Origin of the sequence: Pontibacillus yanchengensis (assembly GCF_009856295.1) — a bacterium.
GTDB classification, from domain to species: domain Bacteria; phylum Bacillota; class Bacilli; order Bacillales; family BH030062; genus Pontibacillus; species Pontibacillus yanchengensis_A.
Window position 1 is genome coordinate 61,994 of record NZ_WMEU01000003.1, and the last position, 20,065, is coordinate 82,058.

The window sequence follows — 20,065 nt, forward strand, 5'->3', positions numbered from 1 at the left end:
CCTGGGAGCCGTGAATTAGGCTCTATTTTTATTTATTACATTTGGAGTGAGTAGGTTTCCCAAAAAAATAAATCCACAGACTAAACTTGTACTAATAAATCATCTAAACTGTGTAAAACGCTTGGGAGGGTATAAAGTATGGTTCGTTTAGATGAGTTGCATTTTGTTCAGAGATGGGGAGTTGCACCCATAAAGAGTATGGAGTTTCATAATGTTTGTTTCGCATTAGATGATAGAGTAAGAGTTTATCCAAACCTCAATGAGGTAGTAGCAACTGAAAGAGAAATCATCTTCCCGTTATACCAAATTGAATATCAAGGTGAACTTGTAGCCATTAGGGGAGAAGAGTACTTCATACATAAGGATGGTAAGGAAGCGGTTATAAGCCAGTTTCGAGAATATATGGAAGAGTTCTTCTTTACTGAAGAAGAACTTCGGCTTTACCTGACTGATCTTGGATTTGATTTATACGAGGACAACGGTGAACTCAATTATTTTGTATTGTATGAAATGGCCATAAATGAAGGCTTTGAGTATAATGCAGTATTGCAATGTTGGTTGAAATAGATGTTAAGCCCCCTTTTTGAGTATTTTTTGCTTGTATTATTAAACCTGAATTTTCCAATATTACCTTCTTGTTTTATGTTAGTAATGGTATTATTGATATGATAAACCGTTTTCAGTTGGAGATAAGATGTGATTATTAAGCTAATGATTTGAGGGGGATATCCTATTGGGGGTGTGTATATGTAGGAAAAGCATATACTGTTTAATTTTTTAAGAGCAATATTCCTCCTTAATAATTAGAGAACTACCTAAGAGTTACTATATATCAATTAAGATAGGAGAGGATTATGTTGGTTGTTATTGGTTTAATTCTTTTAGGAATTTTAGTGTTTATTTATGTTGGAGTCGTATTAGCAGATAAGGAAAAAAAGGAAAAGAGGGGGTATAGTAGCATTATCGTTGGTTTGAAGTATATAGGTGGTATTGCAGGCTTGAAAGAAGGAGAGGAAATTCAAATCGAAACCATGAACGATCACCTATTGTTGAATGAAAAACATAAGTTGAGATTGGAACAAGTGAAACGTGTTCAGTATCTATCAGAAGATAATCTAGTAGAAAAACAAAAATCTGTCATAAAGCGAGCTATTGTAGGGGGATTGCTGCTTGGTCCACTTGCAGCAATTGTAGGTGGAATAAGTGGAGTTGGAAAGAAGGAATCAAAAGAAACGCATCATTTTCTTTCACTAGACTATACAGATAAAAATGGGGAAGAGCAAACTGCTATATTCCTAGCGGGCTTTTTGGCTAAGGGAAGCTCTTCAGATTTTATCGATGATGTTCATCAAAAAATTGGCTATGTAGTTCCAAGTAGTAAGGATGAAAAATCACTAGAGATATAATGGTTGAGATATTCTCTTGAGTTTTAGGTATGTTCTCGATTGGCTACTTTTGAAACGAAACTCACTGGAGGTACCTCCAACTTTTCTGTGATATTGCAAGATGAAGCAGGTAACAATAGAGATTTGCTTGTCAACATCATAGGTGAGTATGAAGGTACTACATTTGCTCTCATCCCTAATGATGGACCTTATTACTTAAACATACGCGCAGATGGAAGGTGGGAATTATTCACCAAACACCTCTTTTAGAAAGAACAGTTGCACCAACTACACTAAAAGGGAATGGAGATGATGTGGTGTTTTTGGATATGGTGCATGAAATTAATAACTATTAAGGATCGATGAGAGAAAAGCTGAGGGATACATTATTGCAATGCTGGCTGAAATTAGTGATTTAGTTGGTGATTTAACATTCTCCTTGGATACTTTCTGTTCTCGCAATAAACTTATATTGAGTGGGAGTGAAGAAAAGTGGAAAATGATGAAGAGAAAGATTACTTAGAAAAACGAATTCAAATGGCAGGTGAATTTGCACGTTTGGAAGCGAAAATTTATGGTACTTATGTAGTTTATATGGATGAATATGAGGGATTAGTAAGGGAATTCCCCGATGGAACGATTGTGAAGATTAGATGAAACTACATGTGTGGTAGAGGGAGAAGGAGTATTTAAAAATATTCTTTATGCTTTGGTGATTTTATTCCGAATTGGATCAACCGATAAATAAATATTCAACTAATAAGTGATTTGTTGAACCACAAATTACAAAAAGTGCAGTGGAATAATATATATCTGCTATTTTTTTGTAATGAATGTTGTTATTATTAATTCGTTAATAGTAACAATTTTTACATATTTTGTTATAATAGGTCTTATACTCAAAGGTACTACGGATTAAGAGCAAATCAGATATTTCAAATTATATTCCTGTAATGAAAGTAGGATGTAGTATTTTACTATCCTAATTTATAGCAAAAAGAGAGAGGCAACTCGTATAGTACACAAGTGCCTCTTCTCAAGAAAAAGATGTCATATAATTTAATATTTCCTCTACTGTATAATTTTATACATAATGGACCATTAGAATTTTGCTTTTTTTAAAGTTCAGTATAAATCCAACTTTTTAGGGGGGGTTTGATGATATATCGTGAGCAGTTCCATCAAGAATTAAGCGAGTTAAAGTTAACTGTACAAACTATGGCTAATAAAACTTCTGACCTGTTTCAGCTTGCTATCGATGCTTTTATTGAAAATGACCTGGAAAGTGCTAAAAGTGTGTTGGATAGAGATGAGGAAATTAATGAAATGGAGAAATTGATAAACGATAAAGTGAGCTCGCTAATTGCAAAGCAACAACCAGTGGCATCTGACCTAAGAAGCTTAGTGGTTGCTATGAAAATTTCATCAGATTTAGAAAGAATGGGCGATCATGCTGTGAACATATGTAAAAGTACCATTCGTATAAACTCTCATGAACGGAAGGATAGTGAAAAAGTTCTACAAAATATTGATTCTATGAAGGAACTGGCTCTCGACATGTTAGGAGCCTCAATGTCAGCTTATCGTAATGAGGACATAAAGGAAGCAAAAAAGTTGATGGAATTAGATGAAGATGTTGATGAGATACACCAAGATAATTACCTGAGGATATCTAAAGAGTTTATAAGTAATCCTGACAAAAAGCAAGTTGAACATCTATTGGAATATGCGTTCATTTCTAGGTATATAGAAAGGTTTGGCGATCACGTTAAGAATATTGGAGAAGAGGTATTTTATTTAGTAAAAGGTGAAACAATGGAATGAGATAATTATTCTTATTTATAGGAAGATTCAATAAATAAAATACCTTTTTCTTTAGCAGCCTGATCTATTAATGTTAATTCAATCTCCATTGCACGTGTTAGGATATTTTGTTTGATTTTCTTTTGAATTTCATAATGGAATGCTGATAATAAATCAGGTGGAAGGTTTCTATAAAAATCATCCTCATTTTTCATGTCAATCCTCCTAAATAACTATAATATTACTTATTATACCATGTTATTGAAAGATGATATAGGCTATATGGTGAGGGTTGGTCAACGGTTACCTAGCATATAATATACCGAAAAGCTTTTACCATAGAAGAATAAGTGGATGCTCTTAAAGATCCCACTTAACAGCTTGAACTCTTCATATCTTGTAGATTGCTAAGTTTACCTATCATATAACGTTTATAGCAGAGTATATGTTTTATTTAGTAAAAGGGGAACCTTTTGATTTAAATGGATAAGCGTAACATCTATTTCTACAATAAGAAAAAGAGGCGCATTAACTTCCTCTTTTTACTAGTGATTTAATTATTCTTCTAGAAATCCAGGCAATTAGAAAGTATATAGGAAATGAATAAATATGCCGCCAGTTATAAGGTTCGTAAATCCCTATTTTTACAAATATCACTTCTAAACCAAATGCCATAAAAGCAGAAGTGATGAGAGCTAAAAGAGCAAATTTTTTCTCACTATCTTTTGCTATCTGATAGCAAATCATAAATAAAATACTAATCCCAGTAAAATCATAAGGGTACAGCTGTGGGTAAAATAACCAATGTAATCTAATAGGATAACCCCAAGCCATTGCATTACTACCAATTGCATCAAGAATAGTTGAGAATACTCCCGCAAGTAATCCAAATGAAAGAATCTCTACACCTCTTTTTTTATCCACAAATACCCACCAAATAATCCAAGGAACCGTAGAACCAAATAATAGTAGCCACCATTGCCATGATAAATAATCATTTTGTAACCAATAGGCTTCCAAGAGTTCTTTAAAGTGTTTCTTAGCTTCTTCTACTTCTTGAAACGAGGGTGATTTCATATATTTTTCCACTCCATAGGGGGATTGATTTTATTTAAGGGCAATATTAAAGCTTAAACATTCTTTTATTTTTAGGAATGGAAGATAATATTATTCACTAAGAATTTAGTTCGATTATTAAAATTTTATATAAAAAAAGACCGTGATTAATATCACGACCCTTCGTTTTCTGTAACTAGCTCATTATCGTTCGTACCACATTCAGAACATTGAAGCCAAAGCATATAGACGGTTTTATCAGTGAATTCATTTGGCAATACTTTTATGATTACTAGTTCATCATGTAAACAATTTGTACATCGTTTTTTGTATAACTTTCGTATTTGATATTTAGACATATAATCCCCTGTCATTCCCTTGAAAGAGTTTTTATTACACCAATATAATGTAATTTATTAAGATTATCCTTTAGAAGTTAAAAAATCAACAGTAAATACAAAAATAACGAATGGTAATATTATCAATTTTCCTAGGGGTGTATATCCTGTAACTTTCCGTTTCGCAAGCAACTTTTAATTTTGGAATGAGTTAGCATTTATTATATGTAGATAACATATCTGTGTGTTTTATAGCTGGCTTAGTATTATTCTATAAACTAAAACAGTAAGTGCGATACCTAAAGATGAAGCTTATGTCTTGTAAGACATAAGCTTCATTATTTTTTATGTTGTATTCAATAAAAAAAGAAGGATTGTGAATTGTTTTGTCGAAAGTAGTTATTTTGTAATGGGGTAATGGTTGTATCTATTGGAGAGTTGTATCTTGTGAGTCTGGTTTATATCATAATTCACTTTGAACTCTATAATTTACATATTCTAAAAGAAATATCTAAGAGGTACTATTTTTGCAATACATCATTACAGTAATAATACCAGGGGGATTATATGAAAAGATTATTATTAGTTGGCGTATCCATATTAACGATTGGTGTGTATCAACCAATCAGTGTTGATGCTAGCAACCAAGAATTGAATGTTGAAAATGAAGCAGGAGCTATTTCAAAGGGAAATATAGTTGATCAACTTCGGGATGTGAAAAGCGATTTTAAAGAACTAATGAAAAAATCCATCTCTGATGGTTCAAAAACATGGACTATTAATTTCAACACAGAAATTGATTCAGAAACATTCAACAATGAAAGTGTGTATGTGGTAGATGGAGAAGGAAATAAACTGACTACAAAGGTTACCTACATAGATGAATCAAAAGAAGGTGTAGTTTATGCACCAGATACTGGTTACAAAAAAAGTGTGAATTATACTTTGATTGTAACGGAGGATGTGAAAACAAATAAGGGTGTAGCATTGAGTCAAGGTGTTACTATGAAGTTTGAATTATCTGGAGATGATTCAGAACAAAGCAGTAAGGATATTCATGATTTTTCAAAAGAAGAGTTAGAAGCTTGGATTGATAAGGAAGAGGACCTTACTCGTTTGAGAGAATATCCAGTACAGAATGATATGTTTAATAATGATTTAAAAAAAACTAACGATGAATTTATGAGCACCCCAGGTAATACTGAAGATGTAATGAACGAATATTTCCTCCAACCAGCCTCGGGTTACATGGAAGCTTATTATAATAGGAACTATAAAATTATAGGGGAACAATTTAAAGACGAGATAAGTTATTACTTCAAGAGTTCCCATATCCACAATGATGTATTCTATGCTAAAGAGAATCTGAAAAAGATGTTTGAGGTTTTTGTTCAAGAAACCAGGGAAGAAAAACTTAACTCAGAAAGTATATTTGTTACAGACTTATCTATGTATTACCAAGCAATGGATGATTTAGGATTCCCAAGTGATAGAATGAGAGGAACGCAATACATTAAGTACAAATCTGGTAACGTTCTACCTGAAGGAGTTGAATTAAATAAGTGGTATAAGCGTGATGTTGATGTGAAATTATTAAACAACGCAGTAAATAGAAACATTATCACATGGGAGACAGCAGTTTATGCATTTGATGGTATTTTACCTCTTTCCTCCTATGAAAAGGTTTCTAAATAATGTACAAGTGACATTTATTTTGGTTTTACTATTTAAAGATGTTTGTTAAGAGATGCCGTTTTAAAACTAAAATAGTAAGTGCGAATAACCTTAAACAGGTTAAAGTAGAGTTCAACATGGACGTTTCTGGCAAAGCTGAATTTGATAGTGTTGATAACTATGACCTTGAAGATTCTGAAGGAAATGACATCCCACTAGAAGATGTGAAAGTTGATGGAAGTGATGTTTGGTTAGTAGTAGATACTTCTGAAGAGACTGTAGATCAACAAACTGATGCTACACTAACTGTATCTGATATGGTTCTTGAAGAAGAAAAAGAATTTGATGTTCAATTCCAAGATACTACTATTCCTACAGCTGAAGATGCTTCAGTGATTGGCATCCGTACTGCTAAAGTTTCATTTAGTGAGCCGATTGTTGATAATGGTAATCTTGATGATGGCTTTGAATTAGAAGATGAAGATGGATCAACTTACAGTATTGATGAAGTAGAACTTCAAAACGGCGGTACTGAAGCACGTGTTACATTCTTCTCTGATTTTGAAGATGGAACTTATACGCTTTCCACTACTAACGAATTAGAAGATTATGCTGGTTATAGCGTGACTCCAGAAAGCTTTGATATCGAAGTAGAAGCTGATGACGAAGCACCAGAACTAGAAGGAACTCGTAATGCTACTCAAACTAAAGTAACACTTGAATATAGTGAAGATATTGAATTTGATGGTATTGATGAATCTGTTGTATATCATTCTGACGTAGCTGATTCAATCGAAGCAGATGCTGACGCAGTTGAAGACAACGATTTCCTTAAAAACTTCTACCACACAAATTCAAGTAACACGCCATATAAAGCAGAAGTTAATGGAAAAGAAATCACACTATGGTTTGATAATGATCATGCATTACCAGAAGGTACAGCATATCTTTATGTAGGTGGAGAGACAGTAACGGACCTTTGGGAAAACGTTCAAGAAGACACTGAACGTGTAAGTACTGAAGTAGAACTAGACGAAGAAGCTCCATCAATTGATAATATTGAGCAAGTTAATAATAGCCAAGATAAATTCGAAATCACATTCAGTGAAGAAGTTTCAACAGACTCTGCTGAAGACCTTGATAATTACACAGTAGAGAACGCTGATGGTGAAGAAGTAGAATTAGATGGAGCGACTTTAGGTGGAGATAATACTGTAACGTTAGAATTTGAAGATTCTCAAGAAGGTAACTTCACTGTTTCAGTAGATGGCGTTGAAGACCTATCAGGTAATTCTGTTGATCAGACTTCTGAATTTAACATGAAAAATGTAGCTAACCTAGTAATCAGTGAATTCTCTGGCTCATACTACCAAGAAACTGATGAAACTACAGTTGCCATTGATTTTGGTAGAACTATGGCTGTTGAAGGTCAATATTCAGTTACAGATTTAGATAAATATGAAATTGGTGGGGTTAACCTAGGCGATGTTAGTGGTGCTAACATTGAAGCAGTTAACAGTAACAATGGCGTAGAAATTAATTTCGACAATGACGATTTCACAGATGCAGGTGGAAACCTACCAGAATCAATTGAGTCAAATCTTGATGATGATGATGCTCAAGAAGTTCTTGTTGACATGGGACGCGTAGCAGACGCAGACGATAATAAATCAGACTTTACGGGAGATTTCCAAATTGAAAATGGCTTAGAGTCCACATTTGGAGCTGACCTTATTGAGGCTACATCCAATGATGAGATTACTGTTGATTTCTCTCAAACATTAGATGACTTTGATCGTGAAGACTTCAAACTTGTTGGTGACGATGATAAAACAATTGATGGTCTAACAATCAGCCAAGCGACTAAGACAGATGACAACACAGTAGTATTTGAACTAAGTGATAACTTAAATGACGATGCTACATTTGATAGTGGCGATGGAAAAACGTCTGTGTATTTAAGCACTTATACCAAAAAAGATGGGCAAGACTATAATGTTAAGACTGATAACCGCTATGGTACAGAAGTAGCATTAGACAAAGCTGATGTAACTGACGGTATTGCTCCATCCTTAGATCAGCGTACTAATGATGACGATGAAGAAGTAACAAACGTTGAATACTTTAGTGACCAAGGTGAAGTTGTTCTAACATTTAATGAAAATATTAAAGATAGCTCAGTATCAACAACATCATTTACTGTAGATGGGTATAATGTAGATGATGTAGCTGTAGATGGTAACGAGGTTACACTTGTAATCGATTCAGCTGATATTGATGATGACCTTGGTATGGGTGTCGATATCGAGCAGAATGCTGCGATTACGGATGATAAAGGTAACAAAGTAACAGGCATCGATACTCAAATCAATTTTGAAAATGATGATGATACTACAGCACCAAATGGTGTAAGTGAAGCAACAACTGCTTCTCAAAAGGAAGGTTCAACATCAGTAGCAACAGTTAATATTACTGATGAAGATGCTGATTTTGAAGGCGTAGACCATTATAATGTCTTTGTTGAGGCAGGTTCAGAGCCTGGTACTGATGTAGATACTGATAGTTATGCAACAGTAAATTCTACAGGTGAAACTGATATCGATTTAACATCATTAACTAATGGTGAAGTTAACCCAACTGATTCTGAAGATGTTAATTTCAAAGTTGTAGCTTATGATGCTGCAGGTAATGCATCTACACCACAATCAAATGATATGGTTACTGTAGTTTGGGATGAGAATGGTGAAGGTATTGCATCTACTGCAATCACACAAAATTCTGCAACAAACCAAATGCTTTCAGACGATAAAGAATTTACTGTAACTTTAAGTGGTGATTATGATGGAGCTTATGGTAACAACATTGATGTAGTTTTAACTTCATCTTCAAATGGAACAGGACAACCATCTGCTAGTGCCAGCTTTTCTGGTTCAACTTTAACTATTGATCAAAATAGTGACAATGCTGGTACGGTACAAGACTTAATTGATGCAGTTGATTCAGTTAGCGGATTCACAGCAGCAGTTAGTGGCAATGGAGTTGCAACTACTTCACTAACTGGTAGTGAAACAGAAGTTGCAGGTACAACTGCAACTGATGGAGGTAATGATAGTGTAACTGTTAATTTGGATGAAGTTTATGCTTCAAGCACAGTTGACAGTGACTCTACTGTAGATTTCGCAATTAATGATGGTTCTTCAGTAACATTTACTTCAACTACTGATGAAACTGATGAAGATACACTTACACTTAATATTACAGATGCTGGTGCTCAGGTAAATGGTGCTAATTTGAATATTAAAGATGGTGAAATTACAGATCAGTATGGAAATAATCTAAGCACTACTGCTACACCTATTAACTAATTGGATTTATCTACTGAAGAGTAGAACAATCTAAACAACCAAAATCAGAACAAATCAAGGTGGTACAGGTTCGAAATGAATCTGTGCCATCTTTTTTATTGTATATATTCATAAAAGTCAGTAAATATCATGAGATAAAAAAAGGGGTTGTCGCCTTCAAAAATTAAATCAGACGAAAAATCGGACTTAAATCTATCAATATTAGTCTGAAATTGTAGATTGATAGTATAGTTTGAAAGAGAAGATGCAGATTGCTGAAGAGGAAAATGTGTTGGTTTAGAATTGATGGCATGCGAAATAAACCTTTTCAACGTAATATTTCAAAAAGGCTATGAACGTTTGAATATGATATGTAATTAGGAGACTCTTTTGTAGGTGTGGTATAAACCACCCAAAATAGGAGTCTCTTTTAATTTGCTCTCTTCTATCTTCATTGGTATATAGGTAGGTGAAGGAATGGGGGTCTTATAGTTGATTCCTTGATGTGTGCGATCATTGTTGTAGTAATTGATATATTCCGCTAGTTTCTTTTCTAAATGTGTTTCATGTAGTGGAATTAGATAGTCGAGTACTTCTCGTCTTAACGTACCGTTTACTCTTTCTACATAAGCATTTTGCCATGGAGAACGATAAGATGTCGGCTTCGATTGAATACCAGAGGACTTTAGGAAATCCTGAATATCTCTGGACCGGAAAACAGGGTCGTTATCATGAATAAGGTACTTAGGCGTTTGACCATATGGTGTGGCATTGCGTAATTGTTGTTTCACCCACGATGAATTAGGATTCTTTGTAACTCCGAACTGAATGATTTTGCGGGTTTCATGATGAATGATGACAAACACATATAAAATCTCCATTTTGATAGTTGGGACGGTTAGAAAGTCCATAGCCCAAGTCTCTGAAAGATGGTTATGTATAAAAGATTTCCAGGAATCGATCTGCTTTTTGGTCGGGGTTTTGCGGATATTTGGTAAGTACTTAGCAATGGTGTTAGGAGCTGGGACATTTTTCAATCCTAAAAGAGCCAGTCTGTCGTGAATCTTTTCCGGAGAATGTAAGGAATTTTCTTTATGTACTTTTTTGATTGTCGATATCCATTCTTTCGATAATGTAGGACGACCGGTTTTTTGTGATTTACGTTTCCAAAATCGTTTGAATGCTGTGCGATGCCATTTAATCACGGTTTCAGGTTTCACAATGATGAGGGCATCTTTCCAACCACTATGTATCTTCGAAAGAATTACCCATAACTGTCTGAATGCCTGGTTCGGTCTTGGCTTTGGTAGTTGGTTCTTTTGGTAGTGATGGTTATAGATGGACAGCTGACTTTTGAGGGCAATATTTTCTAATCGAAGATTATGTGTACTTTTGAAGTGAAGCTTAATGAATTGGAAGAGGTAGGCTAATAAGCTCAATATACTGTGTATGAAATCCATTTTCTAACTCCTCGTTTTTAGTGAAAATATTAAGATAAAGGAGAAGTTTATACAAGTGATGCGTTTTAAATAAGCGTTCTTCAATGTAGAATGAGGATAGTTGAGAAAGGACTGAGGAGATGAATAGAATAAATCGTGAATCCTTATTTCATATTTTTAATGATGAAGTCGTAGCAAAATCATTTATTGATACTTATTTTGATTTGAACAAAGCAAAGGCGATGCTTACTATTGATGAATGTTTAGATCTTAGTGAGTCATATGGAGTGCCATCAGTGGCTTTAAGTGCAACGAACAAGCAAAAATATAAGTACAAGGTGTACATACATATCATTGAAAAAGAGCACCTGAGTTCTGATTACCATGGTTTATGGGGAAGCATCATGTTGGAATCTATGAATAGAGCTAAAAAATATAATCCCATGGAACCTGTTGTTCATCTTGTCATTGCCAATCATGAATGGATTGATCAAAGAATTTTTGATACATCATTTAAGATTGAAAATCCTAACACTTCCAGGTATTTACCTGCTAATTTGGTTGAAGTTCAGGTTATAGAACTGCCAAAAATGAGAGAGAAGTTTGATATAATGCGTCCATCTACTATTGTTAAAACCCCGATGTATCGTTGGTATGTTTTCTTGGATAATGAAACCGAAAAGCCATTACTTAGAGAAGTGGTCAACAAAGATGATGCGATTTTTAAAGCTAATGATTTATGCAAAGGATTTCTATAGAATTAAATGAGTTTCTAAAGCATGTGTTATATTAATAATGTTTTAAAAAGGGTTATCTTGTTACAAAAATATCTAAAGTCATAAATCTTCCAGGTATTGTATCTTGGAAACAATACCTGGACATCATTCGTTGTGCTATAGTAGTTTTCCCATAATAATAAGTCTTTTTTTTATTTAGTTGATAAAGAATTTAATCAATCATGTATATTCCTTTTGATTAGCTCATCCACAGCTTCTGTAACTTTTCCAAGGTCAACAAGCAATACATGACATGGGTAATTCATAATCTCATTTCTACTCTTAGCTTGCTTGTAGTTGGCATTATCCCCGAACTGTACTAATGGAAAGCATGCTATATGCATCCCTTCAGGATCGCACCTCTCCATGAAACCATGCCATACGATACTCTATAATATCGCTTTTGCTTATTCCATTCGCCATAACTTGAAGGAACTAAAATATGATCCCATTCTTCTAATGGGGGTTGATAATTATTCATTGGATACCACCTCAATTAAATAGAATAAGGTTAGTATAAGTGAGGTTAGCTTATTTAGCTAAGTCCACATAAGTGAATTAAGAAGATTTTATCCTATACTACTCTTAGAGAAAACTCTAATATTCTCTGTATTTCGTAATTTTTCACCTTTCAACTGAACCCATTACCTTAAATCGGTTGAGGAGCTTCTTTAATTGTTTATGGCATTTTTAGAACAAGCTGCTGTTTCAGACGAAAAGAGAGGTTACGGATATCAGCGTCCATATATAACAGCTATTGTCATCGCACGAATTAGGGTGCTAGTTCACTTGTTATTTGAAATGCAATCTATTCAGCTTCAAGAAACTCGAAGGATTAATAACATTATGTGGTAAAATGTTATTAATGATTATGATAATTCTGTCTTCCTCTAACAAAGCAAAAAAGGGGATGAAGTTGATATTGCTGAAGTTCGTAAAGTAATTGGAAGTATCAATAGGTTAACCTATGCGAACATTCCGAGATTTTTAGAATGAACAATATGAAACTATTAGGAGAGTCCTAAAATGAAAAAGAAAATGAGCTATTTATTTTTACTTTTAACGACCATCTTTATGGTTGGTTGTACTGAGGTAGAAGATACATCCATTAGCGATAAAGAAACAAATTCACAAGAAGCAGCCATAGCTAATACAGATAAAAATAGCGTAGAAGAAGAAGAAGCTACCACCTCGAGTGTTGATGAATCTGCTGTAGAGGAAACGCAGACCGAAACAAATAATGACCTGTTCTCAGGATATAAACGTATTGAAGTTGATGGTGGTGATTTGTCTGGAGATCGTGAAACGAATGTCGTTGTTGACATTGGTTACGGGGACCGTGAATATTGGGCATTTACGAATGAACATGGGCAACTAGTACGTGTCGTTGCAGATAAAATCATTTTACAAGATGACGGTAACGAACCTGTATTATCGTCTGGAAGATACTACTCTGATGAGGCGAAGGTTCCTGGTGTCGAAAGTGATGTTTTAGATGAAGGGCATGTTATTGCTGATTCTCTCGGAGGGGTATCGAATGCTTATAATATCACACCACAAGAAAGCACGCTCAATCGTCACGGTGATCAAGCCTATATGGAAGATGCGATCCGCAAGGCAGGTGGCGCTACGAACTTTGAAGCAATTATCACATATCCGAATACGGAAACGCAGATTCCTTCAAGTTATCAGTACACCTATACGTTAAAGGGTAACGAAATCGTTGATACATTTGACAATGTGAATCCTGATGAAGTGAACGAATCACTTGGTTTAACAGACAGTGAGCCTTCCGATTCAACGAGTTCAAATACAAACGGTGATATTTCTAGTGTTGATACGAACGGTAATGGACAGGTGACAATTAAAGAAGCAAAAGCAGCTGGTTTCAGTATGCCAATAATGAGTGATCATTGGCTATACCCCTATATGCGAGATAATGATGGTGATGGGATGGTTGGAGAGTAAGCCTATAGACAAGGAGGGAAAATAATGCCGCGTTTTACAAAAGAAGTAATACAAACACTTCTGGATCAAAATGAAGGATTCGAAAGAACCACGTACTATAAGGATAGAAATTTTAGAGAAGATAATCATTATATAATTTCGGGTGGAAATTTGTATATTCGTAGGACTGGTAAAACCTCTTGGTCTGATAGTAAATTCGATGAAGAAGAAATAGCTGATGTTGAACAAGCAAGAAAATTCTTGAAAAAGTTCTATGATGATTTGAATTGTGATGGAGTAGAATAAGATACAAGTTTAAACATACCTGAATCAATAAGATCGATTAATCAATCGGTCTTTTTTCGTTTCCTGTCGACTTTAAATCCCAAGAAAAATGAAGATGCTTCTATTTTTAAAGCTAATTTTATGTAAAGGATTTCTATCGAGTTAATCGACTTACCACCTTTAGATAAAATGAAATATACATTCAAATAAAAAAGATCCGTTCTTAAGAAATGAACGGATCTTTTTAGAATATAAACTTATGTTATTAGAATCTAATTTAAGGCAAGCTCTCACAAGCAACCCCGTTACCATCTCCATCTAAACGATGTGGATCAGATTCAGGGCCTCCAGCTGCTTCGAAAAAGGATTGTGCTTCTTCTTGCGTATCAAAATCCCCACAATTACGGTCCTCTCCAGAAGGATCGTATGGACCAGTGTAACCATCATTTGTATTGTCATCACCGGTTCCTGTGTCTTCTTCCGTTGCATCAGAGTTAAAGCCATCTTCAGTAACATAACCATCTATACTCCAAATCCCTTTTTCAGCATCCTTAGCTCTATTTTGAGCTTTCATGAATTCCTGGGAGTAAGTATAAGGAGGATCATAAACATAAGCGTAGCGAGCCAACCCTTCTTCTAATAGCATCTTGTTGAAGTTCTTGCCATCTACCCATACATAAGCTAGCAAGCGATCATATTTGTCGCGTTTAGGACCATCAAATTCTAGGGTGATTTCTTTACCACTTAGCTTTTCTTTTGCGAAATCACTTGCTTCAGGTCCAAATGGTTGTACTGGTTTGGACGGGTGCTTTGTTTCTGGAGTATCTACTAAAAGCATACGTACATCTTCCGTTTTACCATCTACATTGACTTCAATTGTGTCCCCATCTACAACTCGAGTGACGGTAGCTGATTTCTTGTTTTCCGCCTGTATCGTAAAGTCATAGGTTGTTTCTTCAGTCATGGAAACACCGGCCGATGAAGTAATTCCTCCAATATGTAGGATGTAACTCTGACTAGGTTGATACCCTTCATCTGGTGCTTCAATACTAACTGTATCCTCACTTGATAGACTTATAGATTGTTGAAGTTGAGTAGAAGAACCTTCTTTGGTTACATAAACCTCACCTAATGAATCTTCATCAATTGTTGTATTAAATTGTACTGACCAGGTTTTATCTGTTGGTACTCCTGATTCACTGCCAAAGCTCGCAGCATTAGCTGGTAAAGCAAACGATAGAACCAACATTGCTGATAGCAATAATGACTTCCATTTCATATATAGATTCCTCCTATTGATTATTTACCTAATTATACCATTTTGATAGAGAGTAGAGGAACAATAGCACTTCTTTATTCTCTTAAGTTGCAGAAATTAATAATCGGTAAATTTTCTACCATTTTGAATGATCATGACTATTATTGAGGTATAATCAGTTGTATTAAAAAGGAGGGATACTATGTGTGAGGACTCAGAACTATTGGATGAAATTATTAATGAATTGGAACGACAAAATGCTATTAATCTTTTACCTAATCCTGAAAAAGAAATTTATGAGTATTGTTTATTCGTTGATTTTAATATGGCGATAGAAGCTAAGAATCCTGGTGAGTATGTGTTGATGGACTCTATCGCCACCCCAATTGAACGTACTGCAAATAAGTACGGTATGACACCTGATAAAGTAATAGAAATCTTACAGAGTGCTAATTATATGATTGATAAAATGCTATGTTTGGATGCTTAATATCCAAGATTATCTAAAAAGAATAGATAATTTTGGAATATATACTTGTAATTAATAGGTATTTAGATACAATAGAAATGACTGGTACTTTAATACTATACAATCTATTTATAGAGATTATATCAAAGATTTTTGGGTTACGAAGAACTGGACACACTTTCGTGTTGGGCGAAAAGTGTGTCTTTTTTATGTTAAGCGAAAAAACTATATTTTATAAGAGAGTAAAATCTACATGAATATGGTAAGGAGGAAATTATGAAAAAACTATTATTGGTAGGAGCAACATTATTGGCGGTGGGTTTATCACAACCTACAAATGCAGAAGCGAGTACAACTGAATCAAAAGTTGTCTCAACTCAAACTGAATCTGTGGCACTATCGGAAGATGATTTAGTAGATATGCTTAAAGATGTGACAAGTAACTATAAAGCATTTATGAAGCAAGCCGTTTCGGATGTATTTAAAACCTGGACCATCAAATTCAACACAGAAATCGATCCCGACACATTTAACCGTGACAATGTGTATGTGGTTGATGAACAAGGTGAAAAACTGATGACAGTTGTTAAATACAAAGAAGGTACAAATGAAGGTGTGATTATGGCACCGGGCATTGGCTATGAAAAAGGTGTGAATTACACATTAGTAGTAACAGAAGATGTAAAAACTACAAAAGGTGTTGCTCTAAGTCAGGGTGTCACTATGAATTTCGAATTATCAGGGGATGACTCACAGCAAAACGATAAGGATATTCATGAGTATTCTAAAGAAGAATTAGAAGATTGGATTGATAAGGAAGAGGAATTGACTAGATTGAGAGAGTATCCTATTAAAAATGAGTTTTGGGATAATCTGGACGAGGCTAATGAAAATTTGCGTACAAGAACCGGGTGGAATGACGAGGAAGTAGACAGAGTATTTCTTCAACCGTCAAAAGAATTTATGCAATTATATTTCAATAGAGACTATAGTACGATTGGAGAGTCGTTTAAAGAAGATATTAAATACTTCTTCCGACACGATCACACGTATAGAGGCAAAGAATATGACGCGTTTGGAGAGCTTCCGAATTTATTTGATGCACTTGTTCAAGACACTAAGGAAGAAAAACGAATTTCTGAAAGTATATTCGTAACAGATTTATCAATGGTACATCAAATGCATGAAGGTTGGAATACCAACAATAGAATTAGAGGTACCCAATACATTCGTTATACTTCAGGGAGTCATCTTCCAGAAGAGTTAGACTTAAACAAGTGGTACAAACGAGATGTTGATGTTCAGCTCGCGAATTATGCAGGTAATAATACTATAACATGGGAAACTGCTATGTATGTGTTTGATGGAGTTTATGAATTGACTTCTTACGAAGAGGTTGAAAAATAAGACTTATGCGAGCCTTTAGGCTCGCTTGTCTATTAAACATCAATTAAATGTTTAGAGAATATGATGATTTAAAAGCTCTTATATAGAAGTTACAAAAAAACTCATAGAAACTAATTCAAATACACAATTATATAGTATTAGTATTAGTATTATTGTTGTTTTTCAAAAATATATAAAATCTATTGTGAGCTAAGCAACAAGTATTTTACTAGTTTTTCATTAACTGAATTGAAAGGAAAGATACAAGAAGTTGGTAAGACTAAAAAAACTAGTCATGTTTCAACTTATTATAGAAGTGTATTTATTAGAGAATTCGCGAGAAAAGTTGCAAATGGTTTATGTCAATTATGTGGAGAAAAAGCTCCATTTAATGATAAACAAAGTTTTACCTTATTTAGAAGTACATCATATTAAAATCCTATCACACGGAGGTAGTGATAGTGTAGAAAATGTAGTTGCTCTTTGTCCAAACTGTCATAAGAAGATACATCTATTGGAATTAGAAGATGACATTAATAAAATTCAACAAAAAGAATTAGCAAATTTAAATTAGAATTAAGATAAACACAAAAGCGAAATTATTATATAGAGCTACATTTTCGTGTGACATTAGTACTCGTAATTCTACTGCCCCCCCCTTAACTCTCGAAGGGGTTAGTAGCTTTGTGAATTAAAGGTGAAATATATTTTTTATTATAGTAACTTTGCAGACGATTATATTAATATAAAAGAATGGTCCTCAAGATTGAGGACCATTCTTTTTGTTAAGCCTTTCTAGCATATCATTCATTTGTTTTTTACGATTAGCAGTTTCTTCTTCCAGGATTTCTATTATAAAATTATCTTCTGTTTCGGTTAGGTTTACAATATCTCCTTGTTTTGCTTCATTAGGTAATTGGTTAAGGTTAACTTCAATGCTTTTGGTTTCATCACCTTTTTGAAGTAAGATTGCTTTATCACCTTCAAAGCGGTCAATGGTGTACTTCATTACTGCCACTCTGCTTTCAAATTACCGTCGTCATCAAATAGTTTTGCACTGTCTCCATCATTGTTCCAGATATAAGCGCCAGTCCATTCTAGGTAAGATGGAGGATTACTAACAGCATCTCGACCACTCGTTACGTACACTTTTTCTTCTGCCGCGAGAGTATAGTCACTAGGGAATGTATAAGTTTGGTTCCCAGTAACGGATAGAAGTTTCCAGTCACCCAAGTTGGCTGAGGTATCATTGGTATTTTCGATGGTCACAATTTCACTATCCAAGCCTACATTAACAATATTAATCACAGATGGTGAAGGTTTAGGATTTGGTTCAACATCAGGGTTAAATGGTTGTGCTTCTACATCATATGTTTCACCATTTGTTTTAACAACAATATCTCCAGCTTCAGCAGTAGAATACAATTCTGCGCCAGCCTCTTTTAATCGTCTTACCACTTCGTCAGTAGGATGACCATAGTTGTTGTCTGCTCCATATGATAGAACACCTACTTCAGGACTTACTTCATCAATAAATGATGGGGCACTACCTGTATCTGAACCGTGGTGGGATACTTTTAAGATTTCTGCTTCCACATCATAAGGTTTAGCAATTTCTATTTCATCTTCTGCTTCTGCATCTCCCATTAGCATAAAATCAATGTTTCCTCGCGTAACTTTAAGGACGATAGAAGAAGCGTTATTATCGCTAGATTCTTTATCTACGTGTAAAACTTTCACATCAGTTAGTGGGTCCATTCTAAGATTACTGTCTCTAGTAGCTAAATCAAATGGTATGTCTTTTTGGTCAATAATGTCTAAGTATTCCTCGTACGTTTCCGTGGTGTGACTCTTACCAGAGTCCAATACACTTTTGACTTCCAATTTCTTCATTACATCAATTAAGCCGCCAATGTGATCGGCATCAGGATGAGTTGCGACAACTTTATCAATTGTGCTGATACCAGCTTTCTTTAAGTAGGATACAACTTTTTCACCAGCTGATTTGTCACCACCATCAACCAACATCGTTTTCCCATTGGTGAATTCAACTAAGATGCTATCACCTTGTCCTACATCAATGAAGTGAACTTTTAATTGATCCTTCTTGGCAGGGGCAGTGGTAAAATCATGCGTGAATTTGTTTTCCATGGTTACACCAGATGTGGATTCAAGAGGTAGTACGTATAAGCGGTAATCCTCGCTAGCTCTTAACCCTTCTTCTGGTGGATGGATTTTCAACGTATCCCCATTAACCTCTACTTTTTCAGGTGGGAACACAACAGCGGGCACATATCCTCCACGATAAGTGTAATAAATCATATCATCCTTAATAGAAGATGGATCTATTTCGGTATTAAATTTTACTGTCCAGACCTTATCAACTGGAACATTTTCGCTTGTTTCAAATTGCTCTTGGGCATTCACTGGAACTGCAACTGAAACAATAAAAATAAGTGTTAACAATAAGCTTTTTATTTTCATATTTATACCTCCCTAACGATGCATATTTCTATAGAAGGAAGTTAAATCCTGCAATCACCTAGATATTAACAGTCAGAAGAATTCTGTTTTGTAATCTTCATATTTTTGATTAGCCTATCCGTATCTTTTGAAGCATCACTATGTTTCATACCTTCTTTCATCTTCAGGGCGATTTTTTGTAATTGTTTTCTTTTAAGGGACAACTTAAATCATCTTCTTTCTTGTGATATTTAATTCTTTTAATAAATATTGGTGATATCTCTCAAACAAAAAGTGTAGAAGGCTGGTAGAGAGTGTGAAACAACGTAGAAGATTTTTGTGTATTTCCTTATTATATAGAGCTTCTTAATATATTTCTATGTTTTGAAAAAAGAAAAATAATGAATAACATCAATGAACCTTTAAGTAATAAGACCTATAA

At 34.6% G+C, this 20,065-nt stretch carries 22 protein-coding genes; 14 read left to right on the forward strand and 8 right to left on the reverse strand.

Features of this window, described 5'->3' with window-relative positions:
* Window positions 1-138: 138 nt before the first annotated feature.
* From GLW08_RS10355 to phoU, 5 genes are all read left to right on the forward strand, one after another.
* A complete protein-coding gene (locus tag GLW08_RS10355; protein ID WP_160848584.1) occupies window positions 139-567 on the forward strand; it encodes a hypothetical protein in 429 nt (142 codons plus the stop codon).
* A gap of 287 nt (window positions 568-854) precedes the next feature.
* A complete protein-coding gene (locus tag GLW08_RS10360; protein WP_160848585.1) occupies window positions 855-1,406 on the forward strand; it encodes a hypothetical protein in 552 nt (183 codons plus the stop codon).
* A gap of 39 nt (window positions 1,407-1,445) precedes the next feature.
* Window positions 1,446-1,655: a hypothetical protein gene (locus tag GLW08_RS10365; RefSeq protein WP_160848586.1), complete on the forward strand. Its 210-nt coding sequence runs from the start codon at window positions 1,446-1,448 to the stop codon at window positions 1,653-1,655.
* Window positions 1,656-1,877: 222 nt separating this feature from the next.
* Window positions 1,878-2,042 (forward strand): hypothetical protein, encoded by a 165-nt coding sequence (locus GLW08_RS10370; protein WP_160848587.1) that lies wholly within the window; start codon window positions 1,878-1,880, stop codon window positions 2,040-2,042.
* Window positions 2,043-2,543: 501 nt separating this feature from the next.
* Window positions 2,544-3,209, forward strand: coding sequence for a phosphate signaling complex protein PhoU (phoU, locus tag GLW08_RS10375; RefSeq protein WP_160848588.1), 666 nt, complete (start codon window positions 2,544-2,546; stop codon window positions 3,207-3,209).
* 11 nt (window positions 3,210-3,220) lie between these two features.
* Here phoU and GLW08_RS10380 read toward each other — a convergent pair whose 3' ends face one another.
* From GLW08_RS10380 to GLW08_RS10390, 3 genes are all read right to left on the reverse strand, one after another.
* Entirely contained in the window at window positions 3,221-3,403 is a 183-nt protein-coding gene (locus GLW08_RS10380; protein WP_160848589.1) for a hypothetical protein, read from the reverse strand.
* Window positions 3,404-3,716: 313 nt separating this feature from the next.
* A complete protein-coding gene (locus GLW08_RS10385; RefSeq protein ID WP_160848590.1) occupies window positions 3,717-4,265 on the reverse strand; it encodes a CBO0543 family protein in 549 nt (182 codons plus the stop codon).
* A gap of 152 nt (window positions 4,266-4,417) precedes the next feature.
* A complete protein-coding gene (locus GLW08_RS10390) occupies window positions 4,418-4,603 on the reverse strand; it encodes a hypothetical protein (RefSeq protein WP_160848591.1) in 186 nt (61 codons plus the stop codon).
* A 546-nt stretch (window positions 4,604-5,149) separates the two neighbouring features.
* On the opposite strand from GLW08_RS10390, the gene GLW08_RS10395 reads away from it, so the two are divergent.
* The gene (locus tag GLW08_RS10395; RefSeq protein WP_160848592.1) at window positions 5,150-6,277 is read left to right on the forward strand and encodes an Ig-like domain-containing protein; all 1,128 of its coding nucleotides are present in this window, start codon (window positions 5,150-5,152) and stop codon (window positions 6,275-6,277) included.
* A 116-nt stretch (window positions 6,278-6,393) separates the two neighbouring features.
* On the forward strand, window positions 6,394-9,621 hold the full coding sequence (locus GLW08_RS10400; protein ID WP_160848593.1) for a hypothetical protein: 3,228 nt from the start codon (window positions 6,394-6,396) through the stop codon (window positions 9,619-9,621).
* Window positions 9,622-9,977: 356 nt separating this feature from the next.
* On the opposite strand, the gene GLW08_RS10405 is transcribed toward GLW08_RS10400, so the two are convergent.
* A complete protein-coding gene (locus GLW08_RS10405) occupies window positions 9,978-11,060 on the reverse strand; it encodes an integrase core domain-containing protein (RefSeq protein WP_160848594.1) in 1,083 nt (360 codons plus the stop codon).
* Window positions 11,061-11,179: 119 nt separating this feature from the next.
* On the opposite strand from GLW08_RS10405, the gene GLW08_RS10410 reads away from it, so the two are divergent.
* Window positions 11,180-11,797: a hypothetical protein gene (locus GLW08_RS10410; RefSeq protein ID WP_160848595.1), complete on the forward strand. Its 618-nt coding sequence runs from the start codon at window positions 11,180-11,182 to the stop codon at window positions 11,795-11,797.
* A 352-nt stretch (window positions 11,798-12,149) separates the two neighbouring features.
* Here the strand turns inward: GLW08_RS10410 and GLW08_RS10415 are convergent, their stop codons facing one another.
* Window positions 12,150-12,296 carry a hypothetical protein gene (locus GLW08_RS10415; RefSeq protein WP_160848596.1) on the reverse strand — a complete coding sequence of 49 codons (147 nt, stop codon included), beginning with the start codon at window positions 12,294-12,296 and terminating at the stop codon, window positions 12,150-12,152.
* A gap of 194 nt (window positions 12,297-12,490) precedes the next feature.
* Between GLW08_RS10415 and GLW08_RS10420 the strand changes: the two genes are divergently transcribed.
* The 3 genes from GLW08_RS10420 to GLW08_RS10430 all read left to right on the forward strand — a co-directional run bounded on the left by GLW08_RS10420 (window position 12,491) and on the right by GLW08_RS10430 (window position 14,068).
* Window positions 12,491-12,670, forward strand: a complete 180-nt coding sequence (locus GLW08_RS10420; RefSeq protein WP_160848597.1) for a hypothetical protein — start codon at window positions 12,491-12,493, stop codon at window positions 12,668-12,670.
* A 171-nt stretch (window positions 12,671-12,841) separates the two neighbouring features.
* On the forward strand, window positions 12,842-13,783 hold the full coding sequence (locus GLW08_RS10425) for a DNA/RNA non-specific endonuclease (protein WP_160848598.1): 942 nt from the start codon (window positions 12,842-12,844) through the stop codon (window positions 13,781-13,783).
* 24 nt (window positions 13,784-13,807) lie between these two features.
* The gene (locus GLW08_RS10430; protein WP_160848599.1) at window positions 13,808-14,068 is read left to right on the forward strand and encodes a hypothetical protein; all 261 of its coding nucleotides are present in this window, start codon (window positions 13,808-13,810) and stop codon (window positions 14,066-14,068) included.
* A gap of 256 nt (window positions 14,069-14,324) precedes the next feature.
* Here GLW08_RS10430 and GLW08_RS10435 read toward each other — a convergent pair whose 3' ends face one another.
* Window positions 14,325-15,326 (reverse strand): thermonuclease family protein, encoded by a 1,002-nt coding sequence (locus tag GLW08_RS10435; protein WP_160848600.1) that lies wholly within the window; start codon window positions 15,324-15,326, stop codon window positions 14,325-14,327.
* Window positions 15,327-15,507: 181 nt separating this feature from the next.
* Between GLW08_RS10435 and GLW08_RS10440 the strand changes: the two genes are divergently transcribed.
* From GLW08_RS10440 to GLW08_RS10450, 3 genes are all read left to right on the forward strand, one after another.
* Complete coding sequence (locus GLW08_RS10440; protein WP_160848601.1) at window positions 15,508-15,795, forward strand: hypothetical protein; 288 nt, start codon at window positions 15,508-15,510, stop codon at window positions 15,793-15,795.
* Between the two features lie 255 nt (window positions 15,796-16,050).
* Entirely contained in the window at window positions 16,051-17,181 is a 1,131-nt protein-coding gene (locus GLW08_RS10445; RefSeq protein ID WP_160848602.1) for a hypothetical protein, read from the forward strand.
* Window positions 17,182-17,431: 250 nt separating this feature from the next.
* The gene (locus GLW08_RS10450; protein WP_160848603.1) at window positions 17,432-17,734 is read left to right on the forward strand and encodes an HNH endonuclease signature motif containing protein; all 303 of its coding nucleotides are present in this window, start codon (window positions 17,432-17,434) and stop codon (window positions 17,732-17,734) included.
* Window positions 17,735-17,920: 186 nt separating this feature from the next.
* On the opposite strand, the gene GLW08_RS10455 is transcribed toward GLW08_RS10450, so the two are convergent.
* Complete coding sequence (locus GLW08_RS10455; RefSeq protein ID WP_160848604.1) at window positions 17,921-18,169, reverse strand: DUF3006 domain-containing protein; 249 nt, start codon at window positions 18,167-18,169, stop codon at window positions 17,921-17,923.
* Window positions 18,169-19,644, reverse strand: coding sequence for an MBL fold metallo-hydrolase (locus tag GLW08_RS10460; protein WP_160848605.1), 1,476 nt, complete (start codon window positions 19,642-19,644; stop codon window positions 18,169-18,171). Before GLW08_RS10460 ends, GLW08_RS10455 begins: the two co-directional genes overlap by 1 nt.
* Between the last annotated feature and the right edge of the window lie 421 nt (window positions 19,645-20,065).

Coding starts and splice junctions, on each gene's coding strand:
- GLW08_RS10355 (WP_160848584.1), top strand. CDS start 139: ATGGTTCGTTTAGATGAGTTGCATTTTGTTCAGAGATGGGGAGTTGCA.
- GLW08_RS10360 (WP_160848585.1), top strand. CDS start 855: ATGTTGGTTGTTATTGGTTTAATTCTTTTAGGAATTTTAGTGTTTATT.
- phoU (WP_160848588.1), top strand. CDS start 2,544: ATGATATATCGTGAGCAGTTCCATCAAGAATTAAGCGAGTTAAAGTTA.
- GLW08_RS10380 (WP_160848589.1), bottom strand. CDS start 3,403: ATGAAAAATGAGGATGATTTTTATAGAAACCTTCCACCTGATTTATTA.
- GLW08_RS10385 (WP_160848590.1), bottom strand. CDS start 4,265: ATGAAATCACCCTCGTTTCAAGAAGTAGAAGAAGCTAAGAAACACTTT.
- GLW08_RS10390 (WP_160848591.1), bottom strand. CDS start 4,603: ATGTCTAAATATCAAATACGAAAGTTATACAAAAAACGATGTACAAAT.
- GLW08_RS10395 (WP_160848592.1), top strand. CDS start 5,150: ATGAAAAGATTATTATTAGTTGGCGTATCCATATTAACGATTGGTGTG.
- GLW08_RS10400 (WP_160848593.1), top strand. CDS start 6,394: ATGGACGTTTCTGGCAAAGCTGAATTTGATAGTGTTGATAACTATGAC.
- GLW08_RS10405 (WP_160848594.1), bottom strand. CDS start 11,060: ATGGATTTCATACACAGTATATTGAGCTTATTAGCCTACCTCTTCCAA.
- GLW08_RS10410 (WP_160848595.1), top strand. CDS start 11,180: ATGAATAGAATAAATCGTGAATCCTTATTTCATATTTTTAATGATGAA.
- GLW08_RS10415 (WP_160848596.1), bottom strand. CDS start 12,296: ATGAATAATTATCAACCCCCATTAGAAGAATGGGATCATATTTTAGTT.
- GLW08_RS10425 (WP_160848598.1), top strand. CDS start 12,842: ATGAAAAAGAAAATGAGCTATTTATTTTTACTTTTAACGACCATCTTT.
- GLW08_RS10430 (WP_160848599.1), top strand. CDS start 13,808: ATGCCGCGTTTTACAAAAGAAGTAATACAAACACTTCTGGATCAAAAT.
- GLW08_RS10435 (WP_160848600.1), bottom strand. CDS start 15,326: ATGAAATGGAAGTCATTATTGCTATCAGCAATGTTGGTTCTATCGTTT.
- GLW08_RS10440 (WP_160848601.1), top strand. CDS start 15,508: ATGTGTGAGGACTCAGAACTATTGGATGAAATTATTAATGAATTGGAA.
- GLW08_RS10445 (WP_160848602.1), top strand. CDS start 16,051: ATGAAAAAACTATTATTGGTAGGAGCAACATTATTGGCGGTGGGTTTA.
- GLW08_RS10455 (WP_160848604.1), bottom strand. CDS start 18,169: ATGAAGTACACCATTGACCGCTTTGAAGGTGATAAAGCAATCTTACTT.
- GLW08_RS10460 (WP_160848605.1), bottom strand. CDS start 19,644: ATGAAAATAAAAAGCTTATTGTTAACACTTATTTTTATTGTTTCAGTT.